Here is a 24749-nt window from a genome sequence, read left to right on the forward strand (position 1 = left end):
TCTGCCGCTCAAGTGGCGATGTATGCCGAGCGCGCTGCTTTCGCCTTCTCCCAGTCCTCCTGCACTTCGCTCACAGTCGGCTTGGTGCTCATGTACTCGGCGGCGTGAGAGTGTCCGGTCATCCGTTCGCAAGCACGATCGAAGAGAGGTTCAATGACTGCGATGGCAGCATCGAGCCGAGAACTGTCGATCTTCGACAGGCGGGTCATCATGATGTTCTTGCGATATCGCTGTGTGACGTTCTGCAGGAGTTCCTGCTCAACGAATGCTTCGCACCAGGCGCGAATGAGGTCGTAGGTCTCTTTGATGAGTGCATCCTGGACCACGGGCTCCGCGCTGGTCATCTCTTGAAGTTTGACGTTGATCCGCTTGGCTAGATCGGCCGGCGTATCGAGCCTCGGCTCGACGTCCGGAGCCAGGATTCCCTTGGCCTCTCCACCGTCGCGCACCTCGTAGATTTTCGTCCTGAGCTTCTTGTTCTGCCTGGCGGCCATCAGCGCTGACGCGAACATGATGTTGTGGGTCAAGACAACAACCTGATGTGTCTCGGCGAGATTCTGGATGCGTGCAGCAACCTCATCAAGTCTGCGGTAGTCGAGACTTGTGACCGGGTCATCGAAGATCAGAGGTGCTTTGGTCCCTCGCATCCGACTCTCGGCAAGAAAGTCGGCCAGCGCCAACACCTTCTGCTCACCTTCCGAGAGCACCGCAGAGGGCTTGTAGGAGGCGACCGCCTTCTTGCGTTGCGCCTGTCCGCTACGCCCCAGAAATCGAAGTGCGACCTGAGGCGCTCGAAGACGAGCGCACTCCTCGGCGAACAGCGTCTCGAAGTTCTTGTTCACGAGGTCTTCACTGGCAAGCTTGGACTGGACCGTGAGTTGCTTCGACGCGCCGCTTGAAATGACCCGTGAGAGCTTGTCAAGTTGTTGCGCTCTTCGCGCACGTCGGACATACTCGCGGGCTGCGGCGATGTTGCGGTTCAATTCAATGCGTGCCGTGAGTTCTGAAAGCTCCTTCTGCTTTCCGGTGAGCGCGCTCGCCGCATTTACTTTGTCCTCCGACATCTGCTGAACGGCCGCCCGTGCAGTCGCCAGTTCGGCTCCGACTTTGGAGGCCACTGCTTCTGCGCTCTCTCGGAGGGTGCCTGCGGTCACGGGCTTCCCATTCGCGGTGTCCTGAGCTGCGGCTCGGGCCGCCGCGAGCACGTCACATGCTTGGCTCGCCCATACCGGTGGGTCTTCACCATCCCGCTGTTCTGTGGCGAACTCGTTCGCGCGGGTGAGCTCGGCTTCGTCGAACCTGAGGCTGGAGTTGCGCACCTCGGTGTTCGCGTCCGCGACCTGACGGACAAGCGTTTCATCGAGGAACGTGCGATAGCGAGTCAGCAGGTTCAAGGCCGTCGGGCTGAGCTCCTGCATGCAGTAGAGACACTTGTCTCCGGCAGTTGGATAGTGCTCGCGGTCAAGGTGTTGGCGGTACGAGTCTCCCGCAACGATGAACTCCTGCCATTCCCCATCTGCGGGGCCTGGCAGCTCATCCTGACTGAAGAGTTGCTCTCGCGCTTCTGTCCTTCGACCTTCCGCTTCCTGGAGTTTCACCCGGGCTTTCTCGTAGACGACCGCATCGAAGTTCATCGCCGTTGTAAGCACGCCGTGCAGCCGATTGAGGTGACGTACCGTCTCCTGTGTGCTGGAGAGAATCGCGTCGAGCGAGTTGGAACGGAGCGCCGCGATCTCACCTTCGAGCCGCTCGCGGTCGGCCTCGACACCGTCAGGCAGCGTTGCCAGTGCGTCAAGCTCCGCGAGGTCTGTGGTGGCACCCAGGGTCTCGATCACGGGATACACCTTCGTACCTCGCGTGAACCTCGACAACAGCGGGTTGCTCCCCGGCGCCAAGGCCTTGACCTCGGTTGCGATCCGCTGCTGAATGCCTTGCAGCCCGGCAGCGACGTGACCAAACAGTGCGAGTTCGGCCGGTGTGTAGACGTAACCCAGATCGCTGTCAACGTGCAACGAGACTGCGCTCGCGTCGAAGACGCTGATGCGGGTGAATGGCGCAAGGCCGGATTCGTCCTTCCACATCACCGAGGAGTCCATGCCAGACAGTCGGTACTGGATGGTGGCGCTGGGCGACGGCGGGCTGTCGAGATAGGCGGTGTGCGCGTTCGGCAGGATGTCTTCAGCGGTCCGAACAGCCGAGATGCGCTTCAGTATTCGTGCATACCCGGTCTTCCCCGATCCGTTCTGCCCAAAGAGCACGGTCAGTTCCGGGTCGAAGCCAAGTTCTTGGTCAGCGGCGAGCGCATTGACGCCTTCGATGCTCGCCAGACTGACGAGTTCAAGAGTCTCCTCTTCCGCCGCATCCGTGGCGACGAGTTCAAGCTTCGGAACTTCCGGGGCCTCACCATCGCCAAGCCCCTTCTCCGCAAGGAAGGTGGTGTAGGCGGCGTCCAGCAGGGCATCGCTCGGCGCCTGGCGAGAGAGGATCGTTTCGGCAGTGATCTGACGCACCCATGCGTCCTGCCCGTTCGCCCAACCCACGAGCAAGCGTCGGGGCGTCGCGTCTCCCAAGTTGACCGAGACCTGTTCAGCGGCCACGTCTGCCTCCGTCCTGGCGAACGGTGTCAGGAGATACGTGTCGCCGATCCAGCTCGAACTGTCATGGTGCTGTCCATCATGCCTGAGGAGTCGGGGGTCGGGCCGGACGACACAGCGGCCGCGGCGCTCCGAAGCTCGTTCTGGCTCACAACGACGGCCCGGTTCGCTGGGTCCGAGAGTGTCGGGAGTGTTCTTGATCTTGTTCGACGCGAGCGAGGTTCATCGTTCTGTCCAGGGCTGTACGCGCCCGCGCAGCGTCGATCCTCTGGGCCGCAGACTCGGGTGGGGCGCCGAGGGGTGCGTCGTCGGTGACGCGGTAGCGGTCTCGGTAGGCAGCGACCACGCGGGCAGCCTTGCGCCAGGTCGCGGCTCGTCGCCGGTCGGTGGGCGCTGCTCCAAGAGCGTTCGTCCACGGCGTGCTCTCCGTGAGCGCGGCTTCGAGAACGGCGTCGGCGCGTGCCTCGATCAGTGCTTCTCGCTCGTCGAGGGCTGCTCGCATTTCGGCGCCGATGGCCCCGTGCGCCTGTGGGATGAGGCCGGCGATGAGCCGCGGTGGCTTGCGAGTCCTGCCCGACCCTGCGGGTCGCGCCGTCGCGCGCTCGGCTCGGTAGTGGAGGACGGCGGCGATGTCGTCCGCGTCGCCGAATCCACGCGCAGCGACGAGGCGCGGCAGCAACGCATCGACATCGTGATGGTTCGCTTCAGCCCGGCGGAGTTCAGCCGTGAGCGAGCCGAACGCCTCGGATTCGATGGCGCTCTCTGCCTGTTCGTCGGTGAGCCCGGAGCCGCGGATGAGGATGGCCCAGCGGTCGTGTTGAGCTGCGGCGGCGATGGTCTCGTACTCAGCAGCGAGCTGCGCGATCGAGCCCCACTGCTCCTGCTCGGCCACGATGGTCTCGTGCGCCGAGAGTTCGGCCCCGCTGTGCTGCAGAACGCCGTAGAGGACGCTTCGCGCGGTGGCATGCGGGTCATCGCCAGGGTGCGGCTGCGCGTGGTCGTCGGCGCGGTCGAGGGTCACGTAGGCGTAGTTCGAGTGCCGTCCCCGGGTCATCGCGACGTAGAAGGTCTCCCTCGTCGAGGTCGGTTCCACCAACACATGCGCGGTGTCGGTGGTGATGCCTTGGGCGCGGTAGGCGGTGACTGCGTAGCCGAGATCGACATGCTCGGCCACGTACGAGGCCGGGAGGACGATGGTGCCGCCGAACCTGCGCCCACGCCCGCGAGCCGTGATGGTCCCGTCGTCGCGGACGGTGGTGCCGGTCCCGTAGTCGCGTGCGATGGTGATGGTCCCGTCGACGCCGACAGCGGTGATGGTCCAGATGTCGCCGTTGCGCACCCAGTCCCGCCCGGCCTGGGTACGGAGGTTCCGGTTGTTGAGGCGCGTGATGATGGTGTCGCCGACGCCTGCGGCGGTGCCGTCGCGCAGCTCGACCTCACGTTCGGGCGTCAGCGTCTGGTTGAGGATCAGGTCGGCACGGGCGCGACCGTTCAGCGTGGTCACGTCTTTGTGGGTTTCGGCGATAAGCACGGACACCAGTCCCGCGTCGCGGTCGGCGCGCCAGGCGTTGTAGGCCGTATCAGTCATGGCCTCGGCCTCGCCGTCGGTGATGCGCTCGTGGCTGAGGTAGGTGTCGATGGCTTGGGTGCGTCCGTGGCGTAGTTCGAGGGAGGCGGTCTTCTCCCAGGCGTGGGTGAAGCGGTGAACATCGGCGAGCTCGGGGGTGTCTGCCCGCTCTCGGGCGACCATCGCGAACGCGCCGCCGGCGTCCACGGATTGCAGTTGGGCGTAGTCGCCGACCAGCAGCACCTTCGCGCCCGCGTCTTGGGCGAGGTGGGTGAGGCGGTCCAGCGACAGGGTGCCGGCGAGGGAGGCTTCGTCGATGATGACGAGCTGGCCCGCCTCGAACGTCGTGCCGTGGATGAGGTGGTTCTGCCACCACTTCGCAGTGTTCTCAGTACCGATCCCGAGATCATCGGCGAGAACCTGGGCAGCGACCGCTGACGGCGCGAGACCGACGACTGAACCGGAGCCGTGCTCGGCTTCCCACGCTCGTCGGAGCGCGTTCATGGCGGTGGTCTTGCCCGCCCCGGCGGGACCGACGAGTACGTCGAGTATCCGGCCTGACACTGCGATGCGGGTCAGTGCGTCGGATTGGTCGTCGCCTAGCATCCGACCGTCCGCATCGGGGCTGCGCGTGATCTTCTCAACCATCGTGAGTGGCACCGTCGGCCCGCTGAGGTTGGCGGCTCGTTCGAGGAGTCTGTCCTCGGCCGCGAGCTGGGATTCGGAGGTGAACACGGTCGAGCTCTTCGGACGGAACACCGAGGTGCCGTCGGACCGGCGGAACACGACCGGAGAGGCGGCGAGTTCAGGTGGCGTCAATCGGAGCGAGACGAGCTCGGCGGCGTCGGCGACCATCGCGACGACGGCTTCCCGGTCCTGCATGGTGGCGAACCGCCAGCCCATCGTCTGCCGGGAGGCCTCGGCCATGAGATTCCACCGTCGCCAGGTCGAGCGCTTCTCACCGACGACCTCGACGACTGACTGCCCCAGCTCGCCGATCACGTCGAGGGGCACGTCGTCGGCACGCAGTAACAACGGCTTTCCGTTGTCGGTGACCTCCTGAGCCCACGTCGTCGCATCCCGCCCCAGCGACTTCGTGGCGCGCTCCCGCCACTCGGAGGTGAGGGCCGCCAAGGATCGGACCTGCTTCTCGGGGCGTGTCGCGAGTGTGGCTTGGGCTCGCAGCTTGAGGATCGTCGCGTTCGACGGCTGGCGTCCGTGCTGAGCGACGTACTCGGCGATGAGCCGGTTCTTCTCCGCGTCGATGTGGCGGGCGCGAGTGGAGAACTCCGCGACCAGCGCTTCCGGAACCTCAGTGACCGCCCACGCTGGGTTCCGGTCCCGGCCCATCTCGCGCGCCTCCCAGGAGACGCCGAAGGTGCGTGTCATGTGGTCGGCGAACACGGCTTCGTGTAGTTCGGAGAGCGCCACCACGGCGGCGTGCATCGGTCTGCCGTCAAGCGAGCGCCACCTACCGTCAAGGACGGTCTTGGCCTTGTTGATGATGACCACGTGCGTGTGGAGGTGGGGGTCGCCGGCGCGGGAGTCGAAGTGATCGAACGCAGTCGCGATCAGGCCGGTGACATCGACCTGCGCAACCGCACCGTCCCCGGCGGTTGCCCCCGTGCGAGTCGCTGCAACCTCACGCTCCATGAACGCAACCACCTCCGCAACCGCCCGATGATGCGCCTCGGCGATCAGAGCCTGGACCCCGGCATCGGCGACCGCCCACAACACTGACGCGGACTTCGGTATCGAGAAGGTGAAGTCGAAGCCCGCCACCGCACGCCGTGTGGTTCGGGCAGTCTCCTCGGCAACGATCTGTGCCACGGCCTCTCCCTTGGCGCCGGGCGTCATCGTCGGTTCCAGGTCGGCGATCCGCGCCTCGATCCGCTCGTCCTGGCCCTTGTAGCTCGGGAACGCTCGACCGAGCGGCTCGTTGGTGATCGGATCATGGCCAGTCCCCATCAGGAGCTGGAGTTGGTGGTCTGATACCCGGTCGCCCACCTGAATCTCGCCCTTCCCGAGGGCAGCTACGCCTGAGCCGAGCCATCGCCCGGGTGGTGTGCCTTCCTCCAGGTAGTAGCGAGTGAGCGGCGTCGAGAGCCGCCTGTTGCCGTCGGCGGCCGCGACCGTCTTGAGCAGGTACTTGTAACCGTCACCAGCCGACATCACACGCATCGAAACCGTCATGCTCACCTCCGCTCCTGCGCGACAGGTGAGCACGCGCACCCTGCGGCAATGCCCGGCTTGACCTCGATCTGCAAGACGCGTGTGACCTCGGAGGGCGGTCGGAGCTGAGGTCGGAGATGGAGGCATCGGACGGCGGCAAGCGGGGGCTCAGTTGAGCAGCGGGCGCGTGTCGGAGTCGTGCACCTGACAGGTGACCAGCTCGGCATCAGTTCTCGATGAGGCACGGATGCCGGGGACGACCGTCACCGGAGCGGACTTCATGCACGACCTCAACGCCAGCGGCGGCTCAGAACTCAGGATCGGGTCGCTGTTCAGCGGCTACGGCGGCCTCGACCTCGGCGTCGAGCACGTCTTCAACGCCAAGACCGTGTGGTTCTCCGAACTCAACGAGACCGTCGCTCGCGTCTTCTCGCGGCACTGGCCCGATGCGCCGAACCTCGGCGACATCACCACCATCGACTGGAGTCAGGTCGCGCCCATTGACATCCTCATCGGAGGGTTCCCATGCCAAGACGCGTCCACCGTCGGAAAGCGCGCCGGCCTCGCACCCGGAACGCGCTCGGGTCTCTGGGCGCACATGGCCGCAGGCATCGACGCGCTCCAGCCCGAATGGGTCGTCATCGAGAACGTCCGCGGGCTGCTGTCCTCACCCGCCACGCGGCCACCCGCAGAAGGAGGCGCTCATGAACGACGCAACTCCGGCGACGCAACCCCCCGACGGCGCAACCCTTCGCGGCGTGGAATCCGACCCGTGGCATCTGGGAGACAACGCAGCTCGACCTCTACGGGCTCTCGGCGCCGTTCTCGGCGATCTGGCCGACCTGCGGCTGGATTGTGCGGTTGATCGGCCTACCGGCTTCTCTTGTCGGCGCTCCTCACCAACGCTTCCGCGTCTTCGCCCTCGCCCGGCGCGCTGTTCTGCACCCCGCTGGCGACGGACTCATCTCGCGGCCGGGAGACTCTCGACCAAGTGCGAGCGAGGCGCGGGACGATCGCGCTGTCGCACCAGATCATCGACTTCGCACTCCACGGACCGGCTGGCTCGCCGAGCAGGAGAGGCGAACCGGAAACGCTGTGGTCCCTGATCGACGGACTGTTCAGCGCTGGGGACGCTACGCCGACGCAATCGCCCGCTGGGAACACATCACCGGACGCCCCGCGCCAGCGCCAGCGCTCCTTAACGACGCCGACGGCCCCCGCCCAGCACCAGCATTCGTCGAATGGCTCATGGGCCTGCCCGCGGGGTGGGTCACGGTACCGACAACCTGACGCAGAACCAGCGGATCACCGCGCTCGGCAATGGCGTTCTGCCGCTCCAAGCCACCTCGGCGCTGTCGATATTGGTCCAGTAGGGGTGGGCGTGGTTCTCTGATGCGAGACTCAGCACTCCCGCTACGTGAATAGTGGTGTACCGCTGTGGCGAACGCCGTAGCGCGTTCCGAGGCGTTCTGCCGCCCGATCGATCGCCGCATCCGGTACGCCAAGTTGGGTGAGCAATACCAGGGTGATGACGATCCAGTTCGCGTCCCGAATCCTGCGAAGGAGTTCACTCTCTTTCCAGATGTTCGCTCCGCCGGGAAGTCCCGAAGCTGCGTGCGCGATTCCGTTCCTCGCCTTGATGAATAGCTTGATCCACTCATCTACCTCGACTCGGGAGAACCGCCACTTCTCGGGCGCTACGCCCTGGATCAGACTCTCAACTTTCGAGCGGAATATGGTCCTATGCAGGTCCCCCTTCAATCTCGCGATCGCTTCACTCTGAGCGCTATTCATGCCACTCAGCGAGTCCAGAGCAGTAATGATCGGCTCAGCCTCCTCAACGCTCAACGGGGGCCGAGAAGCGCCCAGCGCGGCAGTAGCCAAGGCCTCGATCGCGGCCGCGCTCAGGATAGCGTCCGCTTCGACATATCCAGGCTGGTAGCGCAGGCCCGCGATGATCTGCGTGACCGGGAGCAGCTCGTCACGAGCTTTCCACCACCCGTCGATCACTCGCTGAGTCTGATCGCTGACGAAGCGGAGTGAGAATTCAACCGGCTTCCGCGTCTTCCCGTTGAACGGCTGGTACTTCTCCCTGCCGAAAACTCGAACATCATTGCCTGAGCGGTCGGTCAGTATCAAGCTCGTTCGACCGCACGGCTGGTCGGCTGCAAACGTGAGTAGGTCCTGGAATGTGGTGAGCTGTGCCTCGAACGCTTCCAAGGGCACGGGCGCATCTGCGGAAAGGGTGATGGCCGTGGCGCGACAAGGTAGCTCCGCTCGCATTCCGGGTGCATCGTCGAGAGCTGGGAAGGTGAGAGCTTGATTGGCGTCGCGCGCAGCGCCGTCTTCTGGTCGATACGTGCACGCGGAGGCGAGGTGCTCAAAGTTGGCCGTGGCAGAAACGTACTCTGCATCCGGCTCCACTGATCCAACCCTCAGTTCATCCACGCGAAGACCGAGGTCGCCGTCGATCGCGAACACCGAACCCCGTATCTGTGCCGGTTCGCCGTTGAGAGTCGTACTGAGGATGCGCTGTTCAGACTGACCGGTGGCTCCCGAGAAGTGTCCGGGCGCTTTCAGAATCCAGCGATCGCCCTTCTCCACGAGTTCCGCGTCGCCGTCACGGGCCCCAGTGGACAGAGAAACGAAGCTTGTGACTGGGTCGGGCCACTGGAAGGTGGAAGCGTACAAGGGCACGGAATCCTCCTACGCTGTGACGAGCTGCATCAGCTCGGTGTAGTCGGTCACCACGTCGTAGGTGACGTCGTTGCCGTTCTTCTCGCTGAGGGAGGCGAAGAACTTGCGGGCGCACTCGATCTTGGCGTCCTCGACGCCCTTGAGTTGGAGTGTGGATAGCGAGCCCTTGGTCTCGGCGACGAAGTAGACGTGCTTGACGCTGCCCTCGGTGAAGGCGATGGCCCAGTCCGGGTTGTAGTCGCCGACTGGTGTGGGGATGAAGAACCCTCGCGGGAGCTTCGCGTACACGGCGACCTCGTTGCTGGTATCGAGTTCGGTGACGAACTCACGCTCGATCTTGGAGTCAGTGACCACGTAGTCGTAGACATGCTTCTTGAGCTTCGACCCGGCCTTCGAGAAGTCTTGGGCGGTCTGGTTCTCGGTGAAGATCGCAGAGTCGAAGCGGTCTTCGAGCGCGTCGTAGGCGAGGTGCTCGACGATGACCGTGGCCTTCTGCTCGTTGATGAGCCGGGCCGCCTCGGTGATGAACTGTTCAGGGTTGAGGCGGAACTTGGCGAACGTTCCTGGCGTGACGCCGCGGAGGATCGCGGCGACCGTGCGACGGGTGAGCTGGGTCTTCTCGGTGATCTCGCCCAGCAGGTCGTACTTCACCTGCGAGCCGGCGCTCACGGTCTCGGTGTGCGTCTGGGTGGTCTGCACCGCGAAGCCGTAGCCGCTGGTCAGGTCGTCCGCCTCCAATTGCTCGCGCTGCTGGCCGGCTTGCACGACGTATTGCAGTGCGGCGACATTGAGGTGCTTGTCGAGGTGGTCGATCGCCTTGCGGATCAGTTCGCCCGAGTCGAACTCGACCTGGTAGACGGCGCGGTGGTTGATCCTGCCCCACAGTGCCTGGAACTCCTTGCGGGCGAAGTTGGCTTCGTTCAGCGGTATCTTCTTCGGCTTGCGGTCGTCGGTGGGCACCGGCAGGTCGAGGTAGAGCACATCGATCAGCGGCCACACGAAGTCGATCACCGGCAGGAGCACCTCGGACGTTGGCGCGGCGAGGGTTCCGTCTTCCTTGGCCTGCTTGTAGGTGTCGGAGATGGTGTCGTCGTCGTTCACGTAGTCGTTCTTGACGAGGTACTTGTAGAGCGCCTGCGCGACGGCCTCTTCGATGACCGATTCGCCCGAGAGCGTCTGGATGGTCTTGCCGACGAAGAACTTGACGCTGGCCTTGCGCGGCCGCGCGGCGAGCGATTCGGAGATTTCTCGTTGGAGGCCGGTCACGAAGTCGGTGTAGGACTCGTCGGTGACGACGGTCAGCTCGTTGATGTCGTGCACGGTGACGGGGTTGTCCATCCTCTCGCCGTGCTGGTCGACGGCCAGCCGCAGCCCACGTCCGATCTCTTGGCGGCGCGAGACGGTGTTGTCACTCTTCTTGAGCATGCCCATGACGAACACGTTGGGGTTGTCCCAGCCCTCGCGCAGCGCGGAGTGGGAGAAGATGAACCTGACGGGTTCGGCGAACGACAGCAGGCGTTCCTTGTCTTTGAGGATCAGATCGTAGGCATCGGTGTCAGTGGACTGTCCCTTGTCGTCGCCCCGGCCGGAGACCTTGCCGTCGATCTGGTGCTTGGTCTTCTTATCGATGGAGAAGTAGCCCTCGTGCACCCGGCGCACATCGTCGCGGCGCAGGTAGCTCTGGTACTCCTCGGTGGCCGCGTCGATGGCGAGTTCGCCGAGCACCTCGTCACGGATCGCGGCGTACTCTTCCTCGAATATGCGCGCATAGTCGCCGAGGGTGTCCTCGCGGCTGTAGTCGCGGTACTTGGCGACCTCATCGATGAAGAACAGCGAGAGCACCTTGATGCCCTGGCTGAACAGCTCGCGCTCCTTGTCCAGATGCGCCCGGACGACCTCGCGAATCTGGATGCGCCGCTTGGTCTCCTCGGTGACATCCCGGTCGGCGAGCTGCCCGGCCACGACCACATCGCCGTTGCTCAGCTCGATCACGTCGCGGTTGGCGTCCACCTCGGTGATGAACAAGCCCTTGTACGCCTCGATCCCATTGGAGACATCGTGAAGGTTCGCTCCCATGTCGAGGCGCTTGACCTGCCGTTTGATGCCCGAGGCCGTCTGTACCTCGATCTCGACCCGCGCCCGAGGCTTGGCACCCTTCGCGATCTCGATCGCATCCAGATACAGGTAGGCAGTCGAGCCGGCGAGTCCCTTCACGGTGAGACCACGCACGGCGATCTTCTTCACGAGCTTCTGGTTGTAGGCATCCAGCGCGTCGAGTCGGTGCACCTTGGTGTGATCGACCTTGTGCGTGGCCGAGTACCGCAGCAGCATCAACGCGTTGAACTCCGCCAGCGCCTTGAGCGACTTGTCGGCGCCGATCTTCTGCGGCTCATCGATGATCACGATCGGGCGGTTGGCCTTAATCACGTCGATCGGACGACGCGACTGGAAGTCATCGAGCTCGTCGTAGATGCGGCGCTGATCCTTGCCGGTGGCATTGAACGCCTGGATGTTGATGATCATCACCTGCACCCCAGCATCCGAGCTGAACCTCTCCAACTCGTGCAACTGGGATGAGTTGTAGATGAACGAGCGCGGCTTGGTGCCGTAGAGCTGCTGGAAGTGCTCGGCAGTCACGTCGAACGACTTCTTCACTCCTTCGCGGATCGCGACCGACGGCACCACAATGATGTACTTCGACCAGCCGTACCGCTTGTGCAGCTCCATGATCGTCTTGATGTAGACGTAGGTCTTGCCCGTGCCCGTCTCCATCTCCACGTCAAGGTTCGGTGCGCCGGGAGCGGCGGCACTGGAGGCGAGCTTGGCCGACAGCGGGAGGTTCCGTGACCGCTGCACTGCGTGCACGTTCTCCAGCAGTTGCGCTCCCGACAGGACGATCTCAGCGTTGCGCAGACCGGCGTCCGAGCGCTCCTCGGCCTCGAACAGTGCCGGGGCGGTCACGGGGCGGACCTTGCCGGGGTCGATCCGGTAGGAGATGCCGTCATGCTTCGGCTGCCCGGCGAAGGTCTCGACGACAGCATCGACGGCATCGGTCTGGTACTGCTGGACCTTGAACTGGAGCTTCATCGAGTGTCTTTCTTTCTGCAATCGGCGCTGTTCGTCGTCGCTGCTAGAAGGTTGCGGGCGGCGGGGATGCCTGTGTTCACGCTGATCCCGGCCCTCTAGCGGTACCGCCGACGTCGTCAGCCTTCTTGCGTGAGGGCTCGGACTGCGCGCCTTCGTCGCCTGCGTAAGAAAGCTCCCATCGTGGCTTCGTGCGGGTGCCCCGGTTGACGATGACGCCGTGGCGTCGCAGCTTCGTCAGAAGGTTCGTGATCTTGGTTGCCTTCTGCTGCTCGGTGAGTGCCTCGCTGAGCGCTGGCCGGAGCAGGGCCTCCACGTCGCTGCGGTCTGCGTGTCCTTGCGCGCGGAGGAAGTCAGTCAGCAGGGCGGTGTAGTGCGCGTCCGCCTGGGGGCGGGTGCGGATGTAGTCGGCCATCGCCCCGGTCGCTGCTGCGACGCGAGGAGTGATCCGGCGGTGGGGCTTACGGCCCTCGATCAAGCCAGCTCTCCGCAGGTGGCGGGCAGCCTTCTCGCTGATGTCGAGCCGCTTCTGCACCCGATCCAGCGCGAGCACGTCTTCGAGCGGAAGATCAGTTCGGACCATGAGCAGCTGGGAGTAGGACTCATCGATCACCGCGCCAGGGATGGTGAGCTTCACCTCGCCAGCGGTACTGAGATCGTAGTCGGGCAGAGGCAGGAAGCGACGGACCTGGTCCTGCACCATGCGGTGGATTCCATAGCCCATCTGGTCGATGAGGTTCAGCTCGGTCATCGCCTCGACGAGGAACGGGTTGCGGTACTGCCGTGGGGTCCGCTCATCCAGGGCGTAGTCGTCGGGTGCGCCATCGAAGAACTCGCCCACGCTCTCGAACACGATGCGGTCGGCATGCTCGGTGACGATGATCCGGGAGTGTCGCGTGTAGTCCTGGTGCGCGATGCAGTTGTAGAGCGCTTCGAGCAGGCTGCGTTCGTCGTACTTACTGATCTCTCGATAGATCAGCTCGTCAGGTGGCAGGAGCCGGAGCTGCACGTTGCGGATACGCTTCGCGAGTGCCGTCGTGTTCAGCAGGAACGGCAGCCGGAAGTGCTCGTTCGCCCGCTGCTCGCCAACGAGCTTCCAGGTCATCTGCGCCGGGTGCGGGGTCAGCAGATGCGTCGAGGTGTCAGCACCGAGCAGAAGAAGCGCGGCTCGGGTGATCTGGCCGTCGCGAGTCAACCGGGCCTTGGCCAAGAAGGTCGCGTCATCCCATGCGTCGATGTCAGCAGCGGGGATACGGGAGGCGTATCGCTCGGTGAACCCCTGACGCGCGCGTGCGATCGCCGCCGGATTGAGGTGAGCGAGCGTGGCGTCAGGAACCACGACCGCCGACCAGTCAGCGCCGATGGTCTGCCGCCGAATCTCGTCCAACTTGTCGAGCGAGAGCGGCACCAGGCTCTCACCGGCACGGGCGCGGTAGTCACCCTTCCACGAGATCGGGATGCCGCGGGGCGCAGCCGGCACTTCCAGAAGCACCACGCGCTTACCCGAGTGCATGACCTCATAGACCTCACGGACAGTCAGCCCTTGGTCGATCGACTGATGGATGTGGTGCTTCAACGTCTGGCGCTGCTGCACGTCGATGAGATGCGTCGTGCCGACAACCTGCCGAGCGTTCGAGACCCCGAAGACGAGCCACCCCGAGGCGAGTCCGCGCAGGTTCGCCTCATTGCTCAGCGCCGAGACGTACTCACCAGTCTTGTCCGCAGAGAACTGGCGCGCAGCCTCCTTGAACTCGACAACCTCGTTCTCCCAACCGGCCAGCAGCCGGTCGAGGAGTGTCATGAGTTCGTCGTTCGTCAGAGTCATGTCGTTCCTCAGATAGTCCTTACCTCGGTCGCGGGCGACACCTCACGGAACACCTGCTCTGCGTTGATTCGTGCAGCGTCGGACTCGAAGGCATCATCGCGGAAGACCGCCCGCAGCGGGCCACTCTCGGCGATCACTCGCACGACTTCCGGGGTCACAGACTCCGCGAAGCAGGCGATCAGCGCATCACCGTCAACCGCGAACACCTCGTAACCATCAACCTCGTCGCGCACGATCGGAAGCGACAGCTCAAGGCCCCAATCGATAAGCACCTGGAACAGGAGGTCATCGCCTGTACGACCGGCCACAACACTCGGCTCCAAGGCACTGAGTTCGAGTTGCTCGGTGTCATCTGCTGCTCTCAGCACGTCGGTCCTGTTGCTGCTATCTACGTGCAGCGACCGGAAGCCAACATCCTCACCTTTGCGAAGGTTTCCCAGAGTATTCGCAGCCTTTCGAAGGCGCTCGCGGCCGATGTCCGCAATCGTTCGAAAGCCGTGCTGGGCCGCAACTGAGCCAGTCTGGCAATCCTCGTCAAGCTGCACAGAGATGAACTGCCGACATCCACCATCGCTGTGGTTCAGTTCCATTACCGCATGAGCGGTAGACCCGGAACCGGCGAAGAAGTCCATCACAATCGATTCGGAAGTCGTCGAGATGGAGATCAGCTTCTTCAGTAGATCGAGAGGCTTCGGATGATCGAAGACTGGTGCGCCGAACATTGCGCGAACCTCGCGCGTTCCAGCCTCCGTGCGTACCTCCGTCTCGTCCCAGATCGTCTTCGCCTTCTGCGTGGTCGGGCGGTGCTTCTCGTAGACGTTCCATGCTCCGGTGCGCACTCGTCGAGCAACGAGTTGTGACGCGCGAGGGTCGTCGATCTGGATGGCGTCTCGTGACTTGTCCCGCCCCCAACGCCAGCAACTCTCCGCACCCTGACTGTTTAGCGGCACCGTCTCTACGGCATATCCCGAGCGCGGTTCGAGAGAGACCGCCGAGTATCCGTGCTCATCCGTTAGGTCTGGATTTACGTAGAAGCTGTAGAACAGGTTGGGTCGGTTGCCACGGTGAAACTTCGGATTGCGATTCCTTAACTCGCGCGCCTCATACGGTCCGATCTCATCCACAAGTGGGAGGGCCGAAACGTCTCTCGGAAGGTCGTAGATGCCAGCTCCGCCGGTGCGACTGTAGATCAGGAGGTACTCATGGGTCTGCGCAAGCGGCAGATAGTCACGACCTCCCTTGTTTGCCTGCACAACCACTTGAGCTACCCGGCCGTCGTCGCCGAACAACTCATCGAGCATCTGTCCAAGCCGCGCGACCTCGTTGTCGTCGATGCTGATGGCTAGGACGCCGTCGTCTGCAAGGAATGTCCGTGCGAGCTTGAGCCGCGCGTACATCATGCTCAGCCAGTCTGAATGGAATCGCCCGTTCGACTCTGTGTTCGCCGTCAAACGCTCGCCGGAAGGGGCAACCTGCCTGGACCGAGCGAGGTACTCGGAGGAGGTCTCGGCAAAGTCGTCCTCGTAGACGAAGTCGTTTCCCGTGTTGTAGGGCGGGTCGATGTAGATCAGCTTGACCTTGCCGAGGTAGGACTCCTGGAGCAGCTTGAGTGCTTCGAGGTTGTCTCCTTCGATGAAGAGGTTCTTCGTGGTGTCGAAGTTCACCGACTCCTCGCGAACAGGGCGAAGGGTCTTGGCGATTGGGGCGTTCGCCGTGAAGGCGGCGGCGCGCTTGCCGGGCCAATCGAGCCGGTAGCGCTCTTGTGGCCCCTCGACGATGTGGTCCGAGAGCTCTTGCCGGAGTAGGTCGAAGTCAACAGAGACCGTCACGTTGCCCTCCGCGTCCCTCGATTCGGTGATGACCTGCGGGAACAGGTCGGCGATTCGCTCGATGTTGCGAGCGGTGAGGTCGGGGGTATGCAGGGTGCGCTTCTCCATCACGCACCACCGACCAGAGAGCGACGGTCATATGGTCTTGACCTCAGTGTGTGGCGAGCGTTCACTGAACACCTGCCCGACGTTGATGCGCTCCGCGTCGTCCGCGAAGTCTTCGTCGAGGAACACGACACGTAGCGGCTGACGCTCCGCGATGGCTGCGGCAGCCCGAGAGAGAGAGAGAGAGAGAGAGAGAGAGAGGTCGCGCGCCTCACGCGGACGTGTGCACAGGATCAACGCACCCTCCTCAACGTCGTACACCTCGAAGCCATCGATGGTCTCCTTCTTGATCGGCATCGTGAGTTCCAGGCCCCAGTCGAGAAGAACCTGGAACAACAGGTCTTCACCCGTGCGGTCGGGTTTCACGCTGCTGACAGCGTCGATCAGAGCGGTCTGCACAAGATCGTCGGCTGCGGTTGCCGTCTCTGCCAGGTTCGTTGTGTCAACACGGAGCGATCGGAAGCCGGCATCCAGGCCGACCAGACCAACACCCACAGAGGCTTTGGCCGCTGCCCGCCGAATGCGCTCACGGGCCGTCTCAGCGATGGTGGCAAATCCGAGCGACTTCGCTAGCGAGTCGTCACCATACTCTTCGGGCAGTTGCACCATGATGAATCGTCGTTCCTGCCCATCCTCAGCGTTGAGCTGCAACACAGCCTCCGCAGTAGTGGCCGATCCAGCGAAGAAGTCCAAGACGATGTCGTCATGCTGAGTGTTTCCAACGTAGATCAGGTGTTTGATCAACGAAGTTGGCTTAGGGGTATCGAATACGTTTCCCTCCGGGAAAAGTGCGTTGACTTCGCGCGTGGCGGCGGTGTTATCGCCCACAACTGTCCGAAGAAGCAGCGTTTGAGGCTTAACGCCCTGCTGGTTCTCTGCCAGAAAGGCCTTTAGGCGTGGGAAGTTGGTTCCCTTGGCGCCCCACCAGAGTCGGTCCTCAGCAATCAGCCTCGCCATTGAGTTCCGGTCGAAGATCCAGGTGCGATTCTGGGACGGGAATACATCCTCACCGGTGTGAGGGTTCCGCACCGGGTAGTAGAGGTTCGGACGTTCTTTGGCTGTTTTGTTGATCGTGCAGTCGCTCGATGTCCAGACCCCCCGTGGATCGTTGTCGGGGTTGTCGTAGCGGTTCAGTTGCTCTTCGCCCATCGGCAGGAGTCTCGCGAGCCATCCACTGGCATCCTTACGGTCTTCGGGCCGACGGCGCGAGTAAACGAGGATGTGATCATGAGTGGCCGAGACATTGGTTGCGTCGCGCTGGGGTGACTGCTTGCGTTGCCAGACGAATGATGCCTCGAAGTTGGCGCTACCGAAGACCTCGTCACACAACGCACGAAGGTTGGCGACTTCGTGGTCATCGATGCTCATCATGATCGCGCCGTCGTCACGAAGCAGGTTGCGAGCGAGCTTGAGCCGCGGGTACATCATGCTGAGCCAGTCTGAGTGTAACCGCCCGTTCGACTCCGGGTTGGCAGTGAGTCGAACCCCTGTGCCATCCCTCTGCCCGGACCGCGTCAGATACTCGTCGGTCGTTTCCGCAAAATCGTCGTTGTAGACGAAGTCGTTCCCAGTGTTGTACGGAGGGTCGATGTAGATCAGCTTCACCTTGCCGAGGTAGGACTCCTGGAGCAGCTTGAGTGCGTCGAGGTTGTCGCCCTCGATGAAGAGGTTCTTCGTGGTGTCGAAGTCGACCGACTCCTCCCGCACGGGGCGAAGGGTCTTCGCGATCGGAGCGTTCGCAGTGAAGGCGGCGGCACGCTTGCCGGGCCAGTCGAGCCGGTACCGTTCCTGCGGACCCTCCACGATGTGGTCGCTGAGTTCCTGACGCAGCAAGTCGAAGTCGACCGCTCGCACGGGGTTGCCGTCGGCGTCGGAGCTCTCGGTGACGACGTTGGGGAACAGATCAGCGATCTTGTCGATGTTGGCCCGCGTGAGGTCGGGCGATGTCATGCGTAGTCTCTCCACGGGTTACCTCTGCTGTTCCAGTTCGTGTTGCTTCGTCTTGAGTGTGCGGCGGAGCTCGACCTTGCGGTTGAGCTGTGGCTCGGTTCGGAGCTTGCGCTCCAAGGACGCGACCTCGCGTTCGAGCTTGCGCACCGTGGCCAGTCTGTCGGCGACGTCTGACATTTCCTCGCCCGGGCGTGCGGTGATCGGAGTCAGCGGTTGCAGGAGCGCAGGGTAGAGCGTCGGCAAGGTGATCGCCGTCGGCAGGGCTTGCCGCAGGGTGTCCTCTGGCTGCCAACCAGTCGAGTAGTAAGGGCTGAGCTTCGGCGTTCCGGCCCCGAGCTGCTTGTGCGCCGCGACCATCCGAACCTCGGGCTGATCGGCGCGGTGGCGCGCGATCTCGAAGATAATCGGGAACGGGATGGCCTTGTCGATGGCACCCAGGACGGCTTCGCTAACGTCGTCGGTCTTGGCGTCGATCGTGAAGACCTGTATCTCCGGCACTGCTGGTGTGCTGGGCAGGTTGATCGTGGCCTCGGCGAGTTTGTAGGCCCAGGTGGCGCGTTGGACTTCATTGATGAACTTCTCTCGCACAGCGGTGTTGACGGTGCCGTGCTCGTAGAACTTCTCCTTGGGCACGCGTCTGCCGAACTTCGCTGCCTCGGGCCAGCGGTAGAGGATGTCAGTCATCGGCGCCGCCCCCATTGGGGTCTACGACCGCAATGAACGCGGTCAACTCGAAGTCGTCGAGGCCGGCGATGGTCTGGGTGAGGGCCGTGGTGCTGCCGCCGGTGAAGAGACTGTCGATGTCGCGTTCCTCGGTGACATCGATCATCGAGTGGATTGCGTCGGTGAGCAGCGCCGAGTACTTCCCCATCTGAGCGCCCTCGCCGGTCGCGGCGTTAAACATGCCGACGACATCGCTGACCGGCTCTTCGTGGGGCCGGCAGCCGACGCGCAGCAGGTCGAGGAGGTGCTTGGCCTCGGTGTGGTTCGCGATCACCTCGCCCTGGTCATCGAGATAGACAAGGTAGTGCGGGTGGAGGCGGTTGCCTCGATTGATGTGCTCGTCCGCGGTGAGGTTCCGCAAGGCGAAGATGACGCCTGGTCGTAGTCCCTTTGCGGGGTCTGCTGGGATCACGGCGTGGAGGCCGCGCGGTGCGGTGTCGAGGTCGCCATGTTCCTTGATATAGCCGAGCAGGTCCATGCGGAAGTCGTTGAGCCCGAGGTCGGTGATCGAGACCCCGGTCCGGACATCTTCGAGCTCGATGACCTCGTCTTGGAGCTTGCGGAGCTGTTCCTTGCGGAAGGCGGCGTCGGAGTCCTCAAGGGTGAGGACGTTATCGTCGGCAGTGCTCGCGAGGTCGGCGATGACCATGCGGTTCTCGACGCGTTCCTTGAGGTTGATGTACTCGTCAAGGGAGATGTCAGGCCAGAAGTTCACGAGCTGAATCTGGCCATTGGTGGAGCCGATGCGGTCGATGCGCCCGAAGCGCTGGATAATACGCACCGGGTTCCAGTGGATGTCGTAGTTGATCAGAAAGTCGCAGTCTTGGAGGTTCTGGCCCTCACTGATCACGTCGGTGCCGATGAGCACATCCAACTCGCGGGTCTCGCGCGGCATCGTGAGATGGCGCTGCTTGGAGCGCGGCGAGAACAAAGACATGACCTGCTGGAAGTCGAAGCCCGTGCCGAGGGTCGTCTTCGCACCGTGGCTGCCACCGGTGATCACTGCCATGTCCAACCCGGCGGCTGCGAGCGTGGGTGCAAGTTCACGGTAGAGGTAGTCGGCGGTGTCGGCGAAGGCCGAGAACACGAGCACCTTGCGGTTGCCGTCATTGATCGGATGCTCGGCCTTGTCCTCGATGAGCTGCCTGAGCCTGCGGAGCTTGAGGTCGTGCTCAGGAGTGACCTTGCGCATCTCGTCGAGAAGCTCCCGCAGGGTCTCGCGGTCGTTCCACAGGTCGCGCTGCCAGGACTCGATATCGAGGTCGTCGAGGTCGATCTTGATCTTCTCGCCGAAGGACAGCGCCTCGATGTTCGCGTCGTCTTCGTCATCGACATCGAAGTCGAGCCCGGCAAGTTCGGGGCTGAGGTCGGCGAGGTTGCCGGCGTGGTTACTGATGCGCCCGAGCGTGTGGGTCACGGAGTCCTCGATCTTCGCCAGGGTGAGACGGAAGGCATCGACCGAGCTTTCCAATCGTTTGAGCAGGTTGACGGTCATGAGCTTCTTCAAGCCCTGCTCACGGCCCGCCTGCCCGAGGTTGGATCGGGCGCTACCGGCAGTGACGTTGTAGAGGTCTTCGTACTTGGAGCGCCGGCTCGGGAACACGTACGTGAGCGGGGTGTAGACAGCGAGGGTCAGTGCCTGGAGCTGCTCGAAGATGTCGTTGAAGCCCGGCACGTCCGGGAGGTCCGTGAGTGGCTCGCGGATGGACATCGGCGGGCGTCGCTCCGGGAATGCCCCGATCTCGGTGGTGTCGTAGAACGCCTGGATGTGCTTGCGGGATCGGGCGATCGTCACGGAGTCGAGCAGCTCGAAGAAGTCGAAGTCGAGCATCTGAAGGATGCGGTCGGTCGTGCGCTGCTCGGGGTCGAGCTTGGACCACTCGTTGAACACGCGCTGCGCGTCGGAGAAGACCTTCTCGACCGTCGTGGACAGACTCAGGTGCTGGGCAAGACTCTCCGATTCACCCTCGTAGGCGAGCTGGAGCTGATTCTTGAGGTCGTTGAACCTGTTGTTCACCGGGGTGGCCGACAGCATCAGCACCTTAGTCTTCACACCCTCGCGGATGACCTGGCGCATGAGGCGCTGATAGCGGGACTCCTTCTCCTCGGCGTAGTCGGCGTTACGGAAGTTGTGGGACTCGTCGATCACGACGAGGTCGTAGTTGCCCCAGTTGATCCGATCCAGCCGCAGGCCGAGCGACTCACCCTTCGTGCGGGAGAGATCAGTGTGGGCGAGCACGTCGTAGTTGAACCGGTCGGAGGCGAAGATGTTGGTCGTGAGGTTGGCGTTGTAATTCGTCCAGTTTTCGGCGAGCTTCTTCGGGCAGAGCACCAGCACGGACTTGTTGCGCAGCTCGTAGTACTTGATGACCGCGAGCGCGGTGAACGTCTTGCCGAGGCCCACGGAGTCGGCGAGGATGCAGCCGTTGTAGGTCTCCAACTTGTTGATGATGCCCGTGGCCGCGTCGCGCTGGAAGTTGTAGAGGCTCTGCCAGACCTTCGTCTCCTGGTAGCCGGTGCGGTCGTTCGGCAGCACGTCCTCGTTGATGTCGTCGAGGAACTCTGCGAAGAGGTTGTACAGGATCAGGAAGTAGATGCGTGCCGGGGAGTTCTCGGTGTACACGCTGGCGATGTGGTCGTGAACGGCCTGGGTGACATCGCTCACCTGCTCAGGGTTGTTCCAAATCTGGTCGAACAACTGCATGTACTGCTCGGTCATCGGGGCTTCGTCGAGACGGTTCACGAAGCTCGACACGGCGTTGCCGCGCTCGTAGCCGAGATCGGCGGTCGTGAACCCCTGAAGCTGGGTGTAGGCCGCCTTGTCATCGATGACAGCGAACTGCTGCATCGGGTTCCCCGTGGCGTTCGAGCGAAAGGTGACCTTGCGGCGAACCCAATCGGCACACTCACGTGCGATCGCCCGCTGGGTGAGCTTGTTGCGCAACCTGATCTCGAAGTCCGACCCCGCCAGACTCGACTCGGCCTGCCCGCCGGGGATGAAGAACTCACGCCGCTCCTTGCGGAGCTTGTCCGTCACCTTCTCCGTCACGAACGACGGCGACGTGAAGATGAACTCCAGCTCGCTGACCTTCTCCAGCTCCTTGCGGAGCGCCTCGAACGCGAAGATCGAGAACGTCGACGCGGCGATGCGCACCTTCGAGCCCGGCGCGATCTCGGCCTTGAGATCGTCACCCAGCAGGTCGGAGACGTTATTGATGATCCGCACGCGACTACCCAGCGTCCTCGTCGTGAGTCGAGGACGAGGCGCCACCTCGTCGCACCCAGTCGTCGACCTCGCTGGCTTGGAACTTCCAGAGGCGTCCGACCTTGTGGGCGGGCATGGCCTTCTCGGCGATCCAGGTGTAGACGGTGTCTTTGGTGACCCCGAGGTGGGCGGCGATGTCCTCTGCGGACAGCCACGGCTCAGCCACGTTGGTCCTCCCTCGCTCAATGGCCCAGGCAGGCCAACACTCACGATGATACCGGCGGAGGTACGGCTTGAGTTGGGTTTCTCCGGGCGTGGCCGAACGAGATGGGTGCCGAGGGTGGTCGCTCCGTTCTGCCGATCAGCGTGGGACACGCGCCTTGAGCCAGGTGGTCACTGCGTCCTGCCACCGGTCGGGGGCGGTGTTCCAGCAGAGGGTGTGGCCGGCGTCGAAGGTCGCCAGATCAACAAGGTCCGGGCGGGCATTTCGGAGTGCTCGTGAGAGCCGGATCGGTACGGAGTCGTCCCGAGTACCGTGAAGGATCAGGGTCGGTGTCGTAAGGTCTGTCGCTCGGGATGTCCAGTCGAACGAGCGGAGCGGGATGTGCCCCGGCAACCCGACGGCACGCGCCAGCGGCTCGGCGGTGAGCCATGGGAGCGCGAGGTGCCCAACTGCTGCGGGCAGTCCGCTTCGGGCGCAATTGGCCTTGACGACCTCGGTCCAGTTGAGGACGGGTGAGTCGAGGACGAGCGCAGCGATGAGTCCCTGGTGCCGCGGGTGGTCGGCGAGCTGGAGTGCGATCGCGGCACCCATCGACCAGCCGAAGATCACGATTCGTTGGGCTCCGCGTCGGACGGCGTATCCGATGGCTTCGTCAACGTCCGCGGTCTCGGTGCGGCCGAGGGTTGATCGCCCGGTGCCAACTCGCGGCCCTTCTGCGGTGTTGCGGTAGCTGACGATGAGGGAGGTGTAACCGAGTTCGGTTGCCGCGAGGACGCCGCGGAGGGTGCCTGCGCGGGTGCTGCTGAGCCCGTGCATATGGATAACCCAGGTCGACGGGTCGCCGTCGATGCGCCAGGCCGGGCATGGCCCTGCCGGTGTGGTGATGGTGATGTCGCGGGCGTGGAGTCCGGCGTCGGCTGGGCTGGCGTAGTAGATGCCGCTCCACGAGGCACGGTCGCCGACCTTCGGGGTGAGGCCGGGTGTGGTGCCCATGATCCTGCGGGCGACGCGGGTAGGGCCGCGATCGACGACCTCGGTGGAGAGCTGCGCCCAGCCGCCGCGCTCAAACCAGAGGTTGTAGATGCCATCGGCAGTGGTCTGCTCGGTTCGGTCGAGGACGATCAGGCCGCCGTCGCCGTCGCCGTCGTGCTCGATGCCTCGGATGGCGAGGTCGAACGTTCGTGGGTCGACGGGTGCGGTGAGTCGCCGCGCGATGGCCCACCCGACCCCGGCAGCCGCTGCCGCCGCGACCCCGCTTCCGAGAGCGACGCGGCCGATCACGACTCCCGCTCCTCGACGTTGGGAACTGGCAAGCCCGCTGCGACGGCGGTCTCGCTTCCGACGAGGTGGCTCTCGGCGCGTTCGAGTAGGTCGCGCTCGTCGGCGTTGATGTCGAAGGTGATGCGGGGGTCGATCATCGCGTCGCGGATTTCGACGATCACTCGGTGGAGGTGGCCTTCGGGGTCTTCGCTGTTGGCGGCGAGGGGGTCGGCTTGGCTGAGCCCGGGTCGCGCGTGGGTCGCTCGGAGCCAGAGCGGCTCCAACTGCGCCGTGAACGAGATCGTGTGCCGACGCCGGGAGCGGTGCTGGGCGCGGCGGACGGCGGGCTGGACCGCGAACCCGGCGCAGAGGAACACGAAAGTGAGTGCGGACAGCGGATCGTAGGCGGCCTGGATGGCGTGCATGAGGCCGAGGTGGCCGGTAGCGTGGGCGATGTCCATGACGATCACGGCGAGGCAGAGGGCGACGCCGAACGTTGATCCCAGGCTGAGCAGCGCAGCGGGGAGGCGTTGGATGCCGGTGCTGTGTCGATACTGCCGTGCGGCGAGGACGAGCATCGTTGCGATGACGAGTGCTCCGTAGCTGAAGTTGATGATCGAGTAGACCGCTGCTGCGGGCTGCTCGCCGAGGTCGCTCATGAATCGTGTCGTGGTGGTGCCGCGGTCGATGGCCAGGAACGATGCGGTGATCGCGAGCAGTGCGATGAGCAGGACGGGTGCGCTGACGGCGGCACGGACGAGCCTGGGCCGGTACTCGCCGGACTTCATGACGCCGCGTCCGAGGAAGAAGAGCCCGGTCATCAGGAGTGCGTCCGCGAGCAGGGTGGTGAGGTTGGTGCCGCCGAGCAGTGGATCGACGACCGTGTAGATGCCATCGACGTTCAGCGTCATGGCGATGGCGATGGTGAGGGCGGCGTAGGTGATGCTGCGGTCGGTGCGTTTGCGGCGGAAGATGAGCAGGCTCGCCACGAGCGCCCACATGAGCGTTGCGACGAGCGTCTGGATCATCCGAAGACCTCCGAGTAGGCCGATTCGGCGAACACCGATGCTCGGATGCCGGCGGCGAGCCGGTCGGCGAGGGACTCGGCGGCGATCTCGGTTTCGCTGTCGAGGTCTTGCCGAGCGAGCAGGCGTGCGCGGGTGTGCGGCGGGATGTTGGGCAGTAGCGCTTCCTCGGCGGCGCAGTCGTCGCCGTCGCAGTGCCCGAGGATCATGTGGGCGAGCTCGTGGAGCACGAACTGCTGGCGGTGGAGTGCGGAGTCGCTGCGGGCGTGGAGCACGTAGTCGTCGGCGTCGGTGGAGAGCAATGCCGCGCAGAGGCCGTCGTGAGCGTTGAGGTCTGCGAGTTCGACGATGCGGAGCCGCCGGTGCCGTCGGTCTTGGACGGTGTGGCGGAGGTTGTCGAAGGTGAAGGTGTTGCCGAGCTGAAGGCCCGCGACGGCCGCCGATACGGTCTGTTCGATATTCACGGTTTGCCCCTTGTCTGTGGGGAGCA

Annotated in this window: 14 protein-coding genes; 1 reads left to right on the top strand and 13 read right to left on the bottom strand. The window is 63.8% G+C overall.

The features are described 5' to 3' along the window. Positions 1-8: 8 nt before the first annotated feature. Both AB1K56_RS07325 and mobF read right to left on the bottom strand, forming a co-directional pair. Complete coding sequence (locus tag AB1K56_RS07325) at positions 9-2597, bottom strand: AAA family ATPase (RefSeq protein WP_371205119.1); 2589 nt, start codon at positions 2595-2597, stop codon at positions 9-11. Between the two features lie 145 nt (positions 2598-2742). After that, positions 2743-6354, bottom strand: coding sequence for a MobF family relaxase (mobF, locus tag AB1K56_RS07330; RefSeq protein ID WP_371205120.1), 3612 nt, complete (start codon positions 6352-6354; stop codon positions 2743-2745). Positions 6355-6613: 259 nt separating this feature from the next. Here mobF and AB1K56_RS07335 point away from each other — a divergent pair, with 259 nt between their 5' ends. Then, positions 6614-7198 (top strand): DNA cytosine methyltransferase, encoded by a 585-nt coding sequence (locus AB1K56_RS07335; protein ID WP_371205121.1) that lies wholly within the window; start codon positions 6614-6616, stop codon positions 7196-7198. Positions 7199-7746: 548 nt separating this feature from the next. Here AB1K56_RS07335 and AB1K56_RS07340 read toward each other — a convergent pair. The 11 genes from AB1K56_RS07340 to AB1K56_RS07390 form a co-directional block, all read right to left on the bottom strand. Continuing rightward, positions 7747-9030 carry a HEPN domain-containing protein gene (locus AB1K56_RS07340; RefSeq protein ID WP_371205122.1) on the bottom strand — a complete coding sequence of 428 codons (1284 nt, stop codon included), beginning with the start codon at positions 9028-9030 and terminating at the stop codon, positions 7747-7749. 9 nt (positions 9031-9039) lie between these two features. Continuing rightward, positions 9040-12117, bottom strand: coding sequence for a type III restriction-modification system endonuclease (locus AB1K56_RS07345; RefSeq protein ID WP_371205123.1), 3078 nt, complete (start codon positions 12115-12117; stop codon positions 9040-9042). A gap of 76 nt (positions 12118-12193) precedes the next feature. Beyond that, positions 12194-13939: an RNA-binding domain-containing protein gene (locus AB1K56_RS07350; RefSeq protein WP_371205124.1), complete on the bottom strand. Its 1746-nt coding sequence runs from the start codon at positions 13937-13939 to the stop codon at positions 12194-12196. 8 nt (positions 13940-13947) lie between these two features. After that, positions 13948-15876 (bottom strand): site-specific DNA-methyltransferase, encoded by a 1929-nt coding sequence (locus tag AB1K56_RS07355; RefSeq protein ID WP_371205125.1) that lies wholly within the window; start codon positions 15874-15876, stop codon positions 13948-13950. 27 nt (positions 15877-15903) lie between these two features. Beyond that, positions 15904-17823 carry a site-specific DNA-methyltransferase gene (locus tag AB1K56_RS07360; protein ID WP_371205126.1) on the bottom strand — a complete coding sequence of 640 codons (1920 nt, stop codon included), beginning with the start codon at positions 17821-17823 and terminating at the stop codon, positions 15904-15906. Positions 17824-17841: 18 nt separating this feature from the next. Beyond that, entirely contained in the window at positions 17842-18507 is a 666-nt protein-coding gene (locus AB1K56_RS07365; RefSeq protein WP_371205127.1) for a DUF4391 domain-containing protein, read from the bottom strand. Further along, on the bottom strand, positions 18500-21700 hold the full coding sequence (locus AB1K56_RS07370) for a helicase-related protein (RefSeq protein ID WP_371205128.1): 3201 nt from the start codon (positions 21698-21700) through the stop codon (positions 18500-18502). Before AB1K56_RS07370 ends, AB1K56_RS07365 begins: the two co-directional genes overlap by 8 nt. Positions 21701-21776: 76 nt before the next feature. Then, complete coding sequence (locus tag AB1K56_RS07375; RefSeq protein WP_371205129.1) at positions 21777-21977, bottom strand: helix-turn-helix domain-containing protein; 201 nt, start codon at positions 21975-21977, stop codon at positions 21777-21779. A gap of 135 nt (positions 21978-22112) precedes the next feature. Then, positions 22113-23255, bottom strand: coding sequence for an alpha/beta hydrolase (locus tag AB1K56_RS07380; RefSeq protein ID WP_371205130.1), 1143 nt, complete (start codon positions 23253-23255; stop codon positions 22113-22115). Then, entirely contained in the window at positions 23252-24262 is a 1011-nt protein-coding gene (locus AB1K56_RS07385) for an MAB_1171c family putative transporter (RefSeq protein ID WP_371205131.1), read from the bottom strand. Before AB1K56_RS07385 ends, AB1K56_RS07380 begins: the two co-directional genes overlap by 4 nt. After that, positions 24259-24723 carry a hypothetical protein gene (locus tag AB1K56_RS07390; RefSeq protein WP_371205132.1) on the bottom strand — a complete coding sequence of 155 codons (465 nt, stop codon included), beginning with the start codon at positions 24721-24723 and terminating at the stop codon, positions 24259-24261. The genes AB1K56_RS07385 and AB1K56_RS07390 overlap by 4 nt, the downstream gene beginning before the upstream one ends. Positions 24724-24749: the final 26 nt, after the last annotated feature.

Origin of the sequence: Microbacterium sp. BWR-S6Y (assembly GCF_041379845.1) — a bacterium.
GTDB lineage: Bacteria > Actinomycetota > Actinomycetes > Actinomycetales > Microbacteriaceae > Microbacterium > Microbacterium hydrothermale.

Coding starts and splice junctions, on each gene's coding strand:
- AB1K56_RS07360 (WP_371205126.1), bottom strand. CDS start 17,823: ATGACATCGCCCGACCTCACGCGGGCCAACATCGACAAGATCGCTGAT.
- AB1K56_RS07385 (WP_371205131.1), bottom strand. CDS start 24,262: ATGATCCAGACGCTCGTCGCAACGCTCATGTGGGCGCTCGTGGCGAGC.
- AB1K56_RS07335 (WP_371205121.1), top strand. CDS start 6,614: ATGCACGACCTCAACGCCAGCGGCGGCTCAGAACTCAGGATCGGGTCG.
- AB1K56_RS07365 (WP_371205127.1), bottom strand. CDS start 18,507: ATGACTGACATCCTCTACCGCTGGCCCGAGGCAGCGAAGTTCGGCAGA.
- AB1K56_RS07355 (WP_371205125.1), bottom strand. CDS start 15,876: ATGGAGAAGCGCACCCTGCATACCCCCGACCTCACCGCTCGCAACATC.
- AB1K56_RS07350 (WP_371205124.1), bottom strand. CDS start 13,939: ATGACTCTGACGAACGACGAACTCATGACACTCCTCGACCGGCTGCTG.
- mobF (WP_371205120.1), bottom strand. CDS start 6,354: ATGACGGTTTCGATGCGTGTGATGTCGGCTGGTGACGGTTACAAGTAC.
- AB1K56_RS07345 (WP_371205123.1), bottom strand. CDS start 12,117: ATGAAGCTCCAGTTCAAGGTCCAGCAGTACCAGACCGATGCCGTCGAT.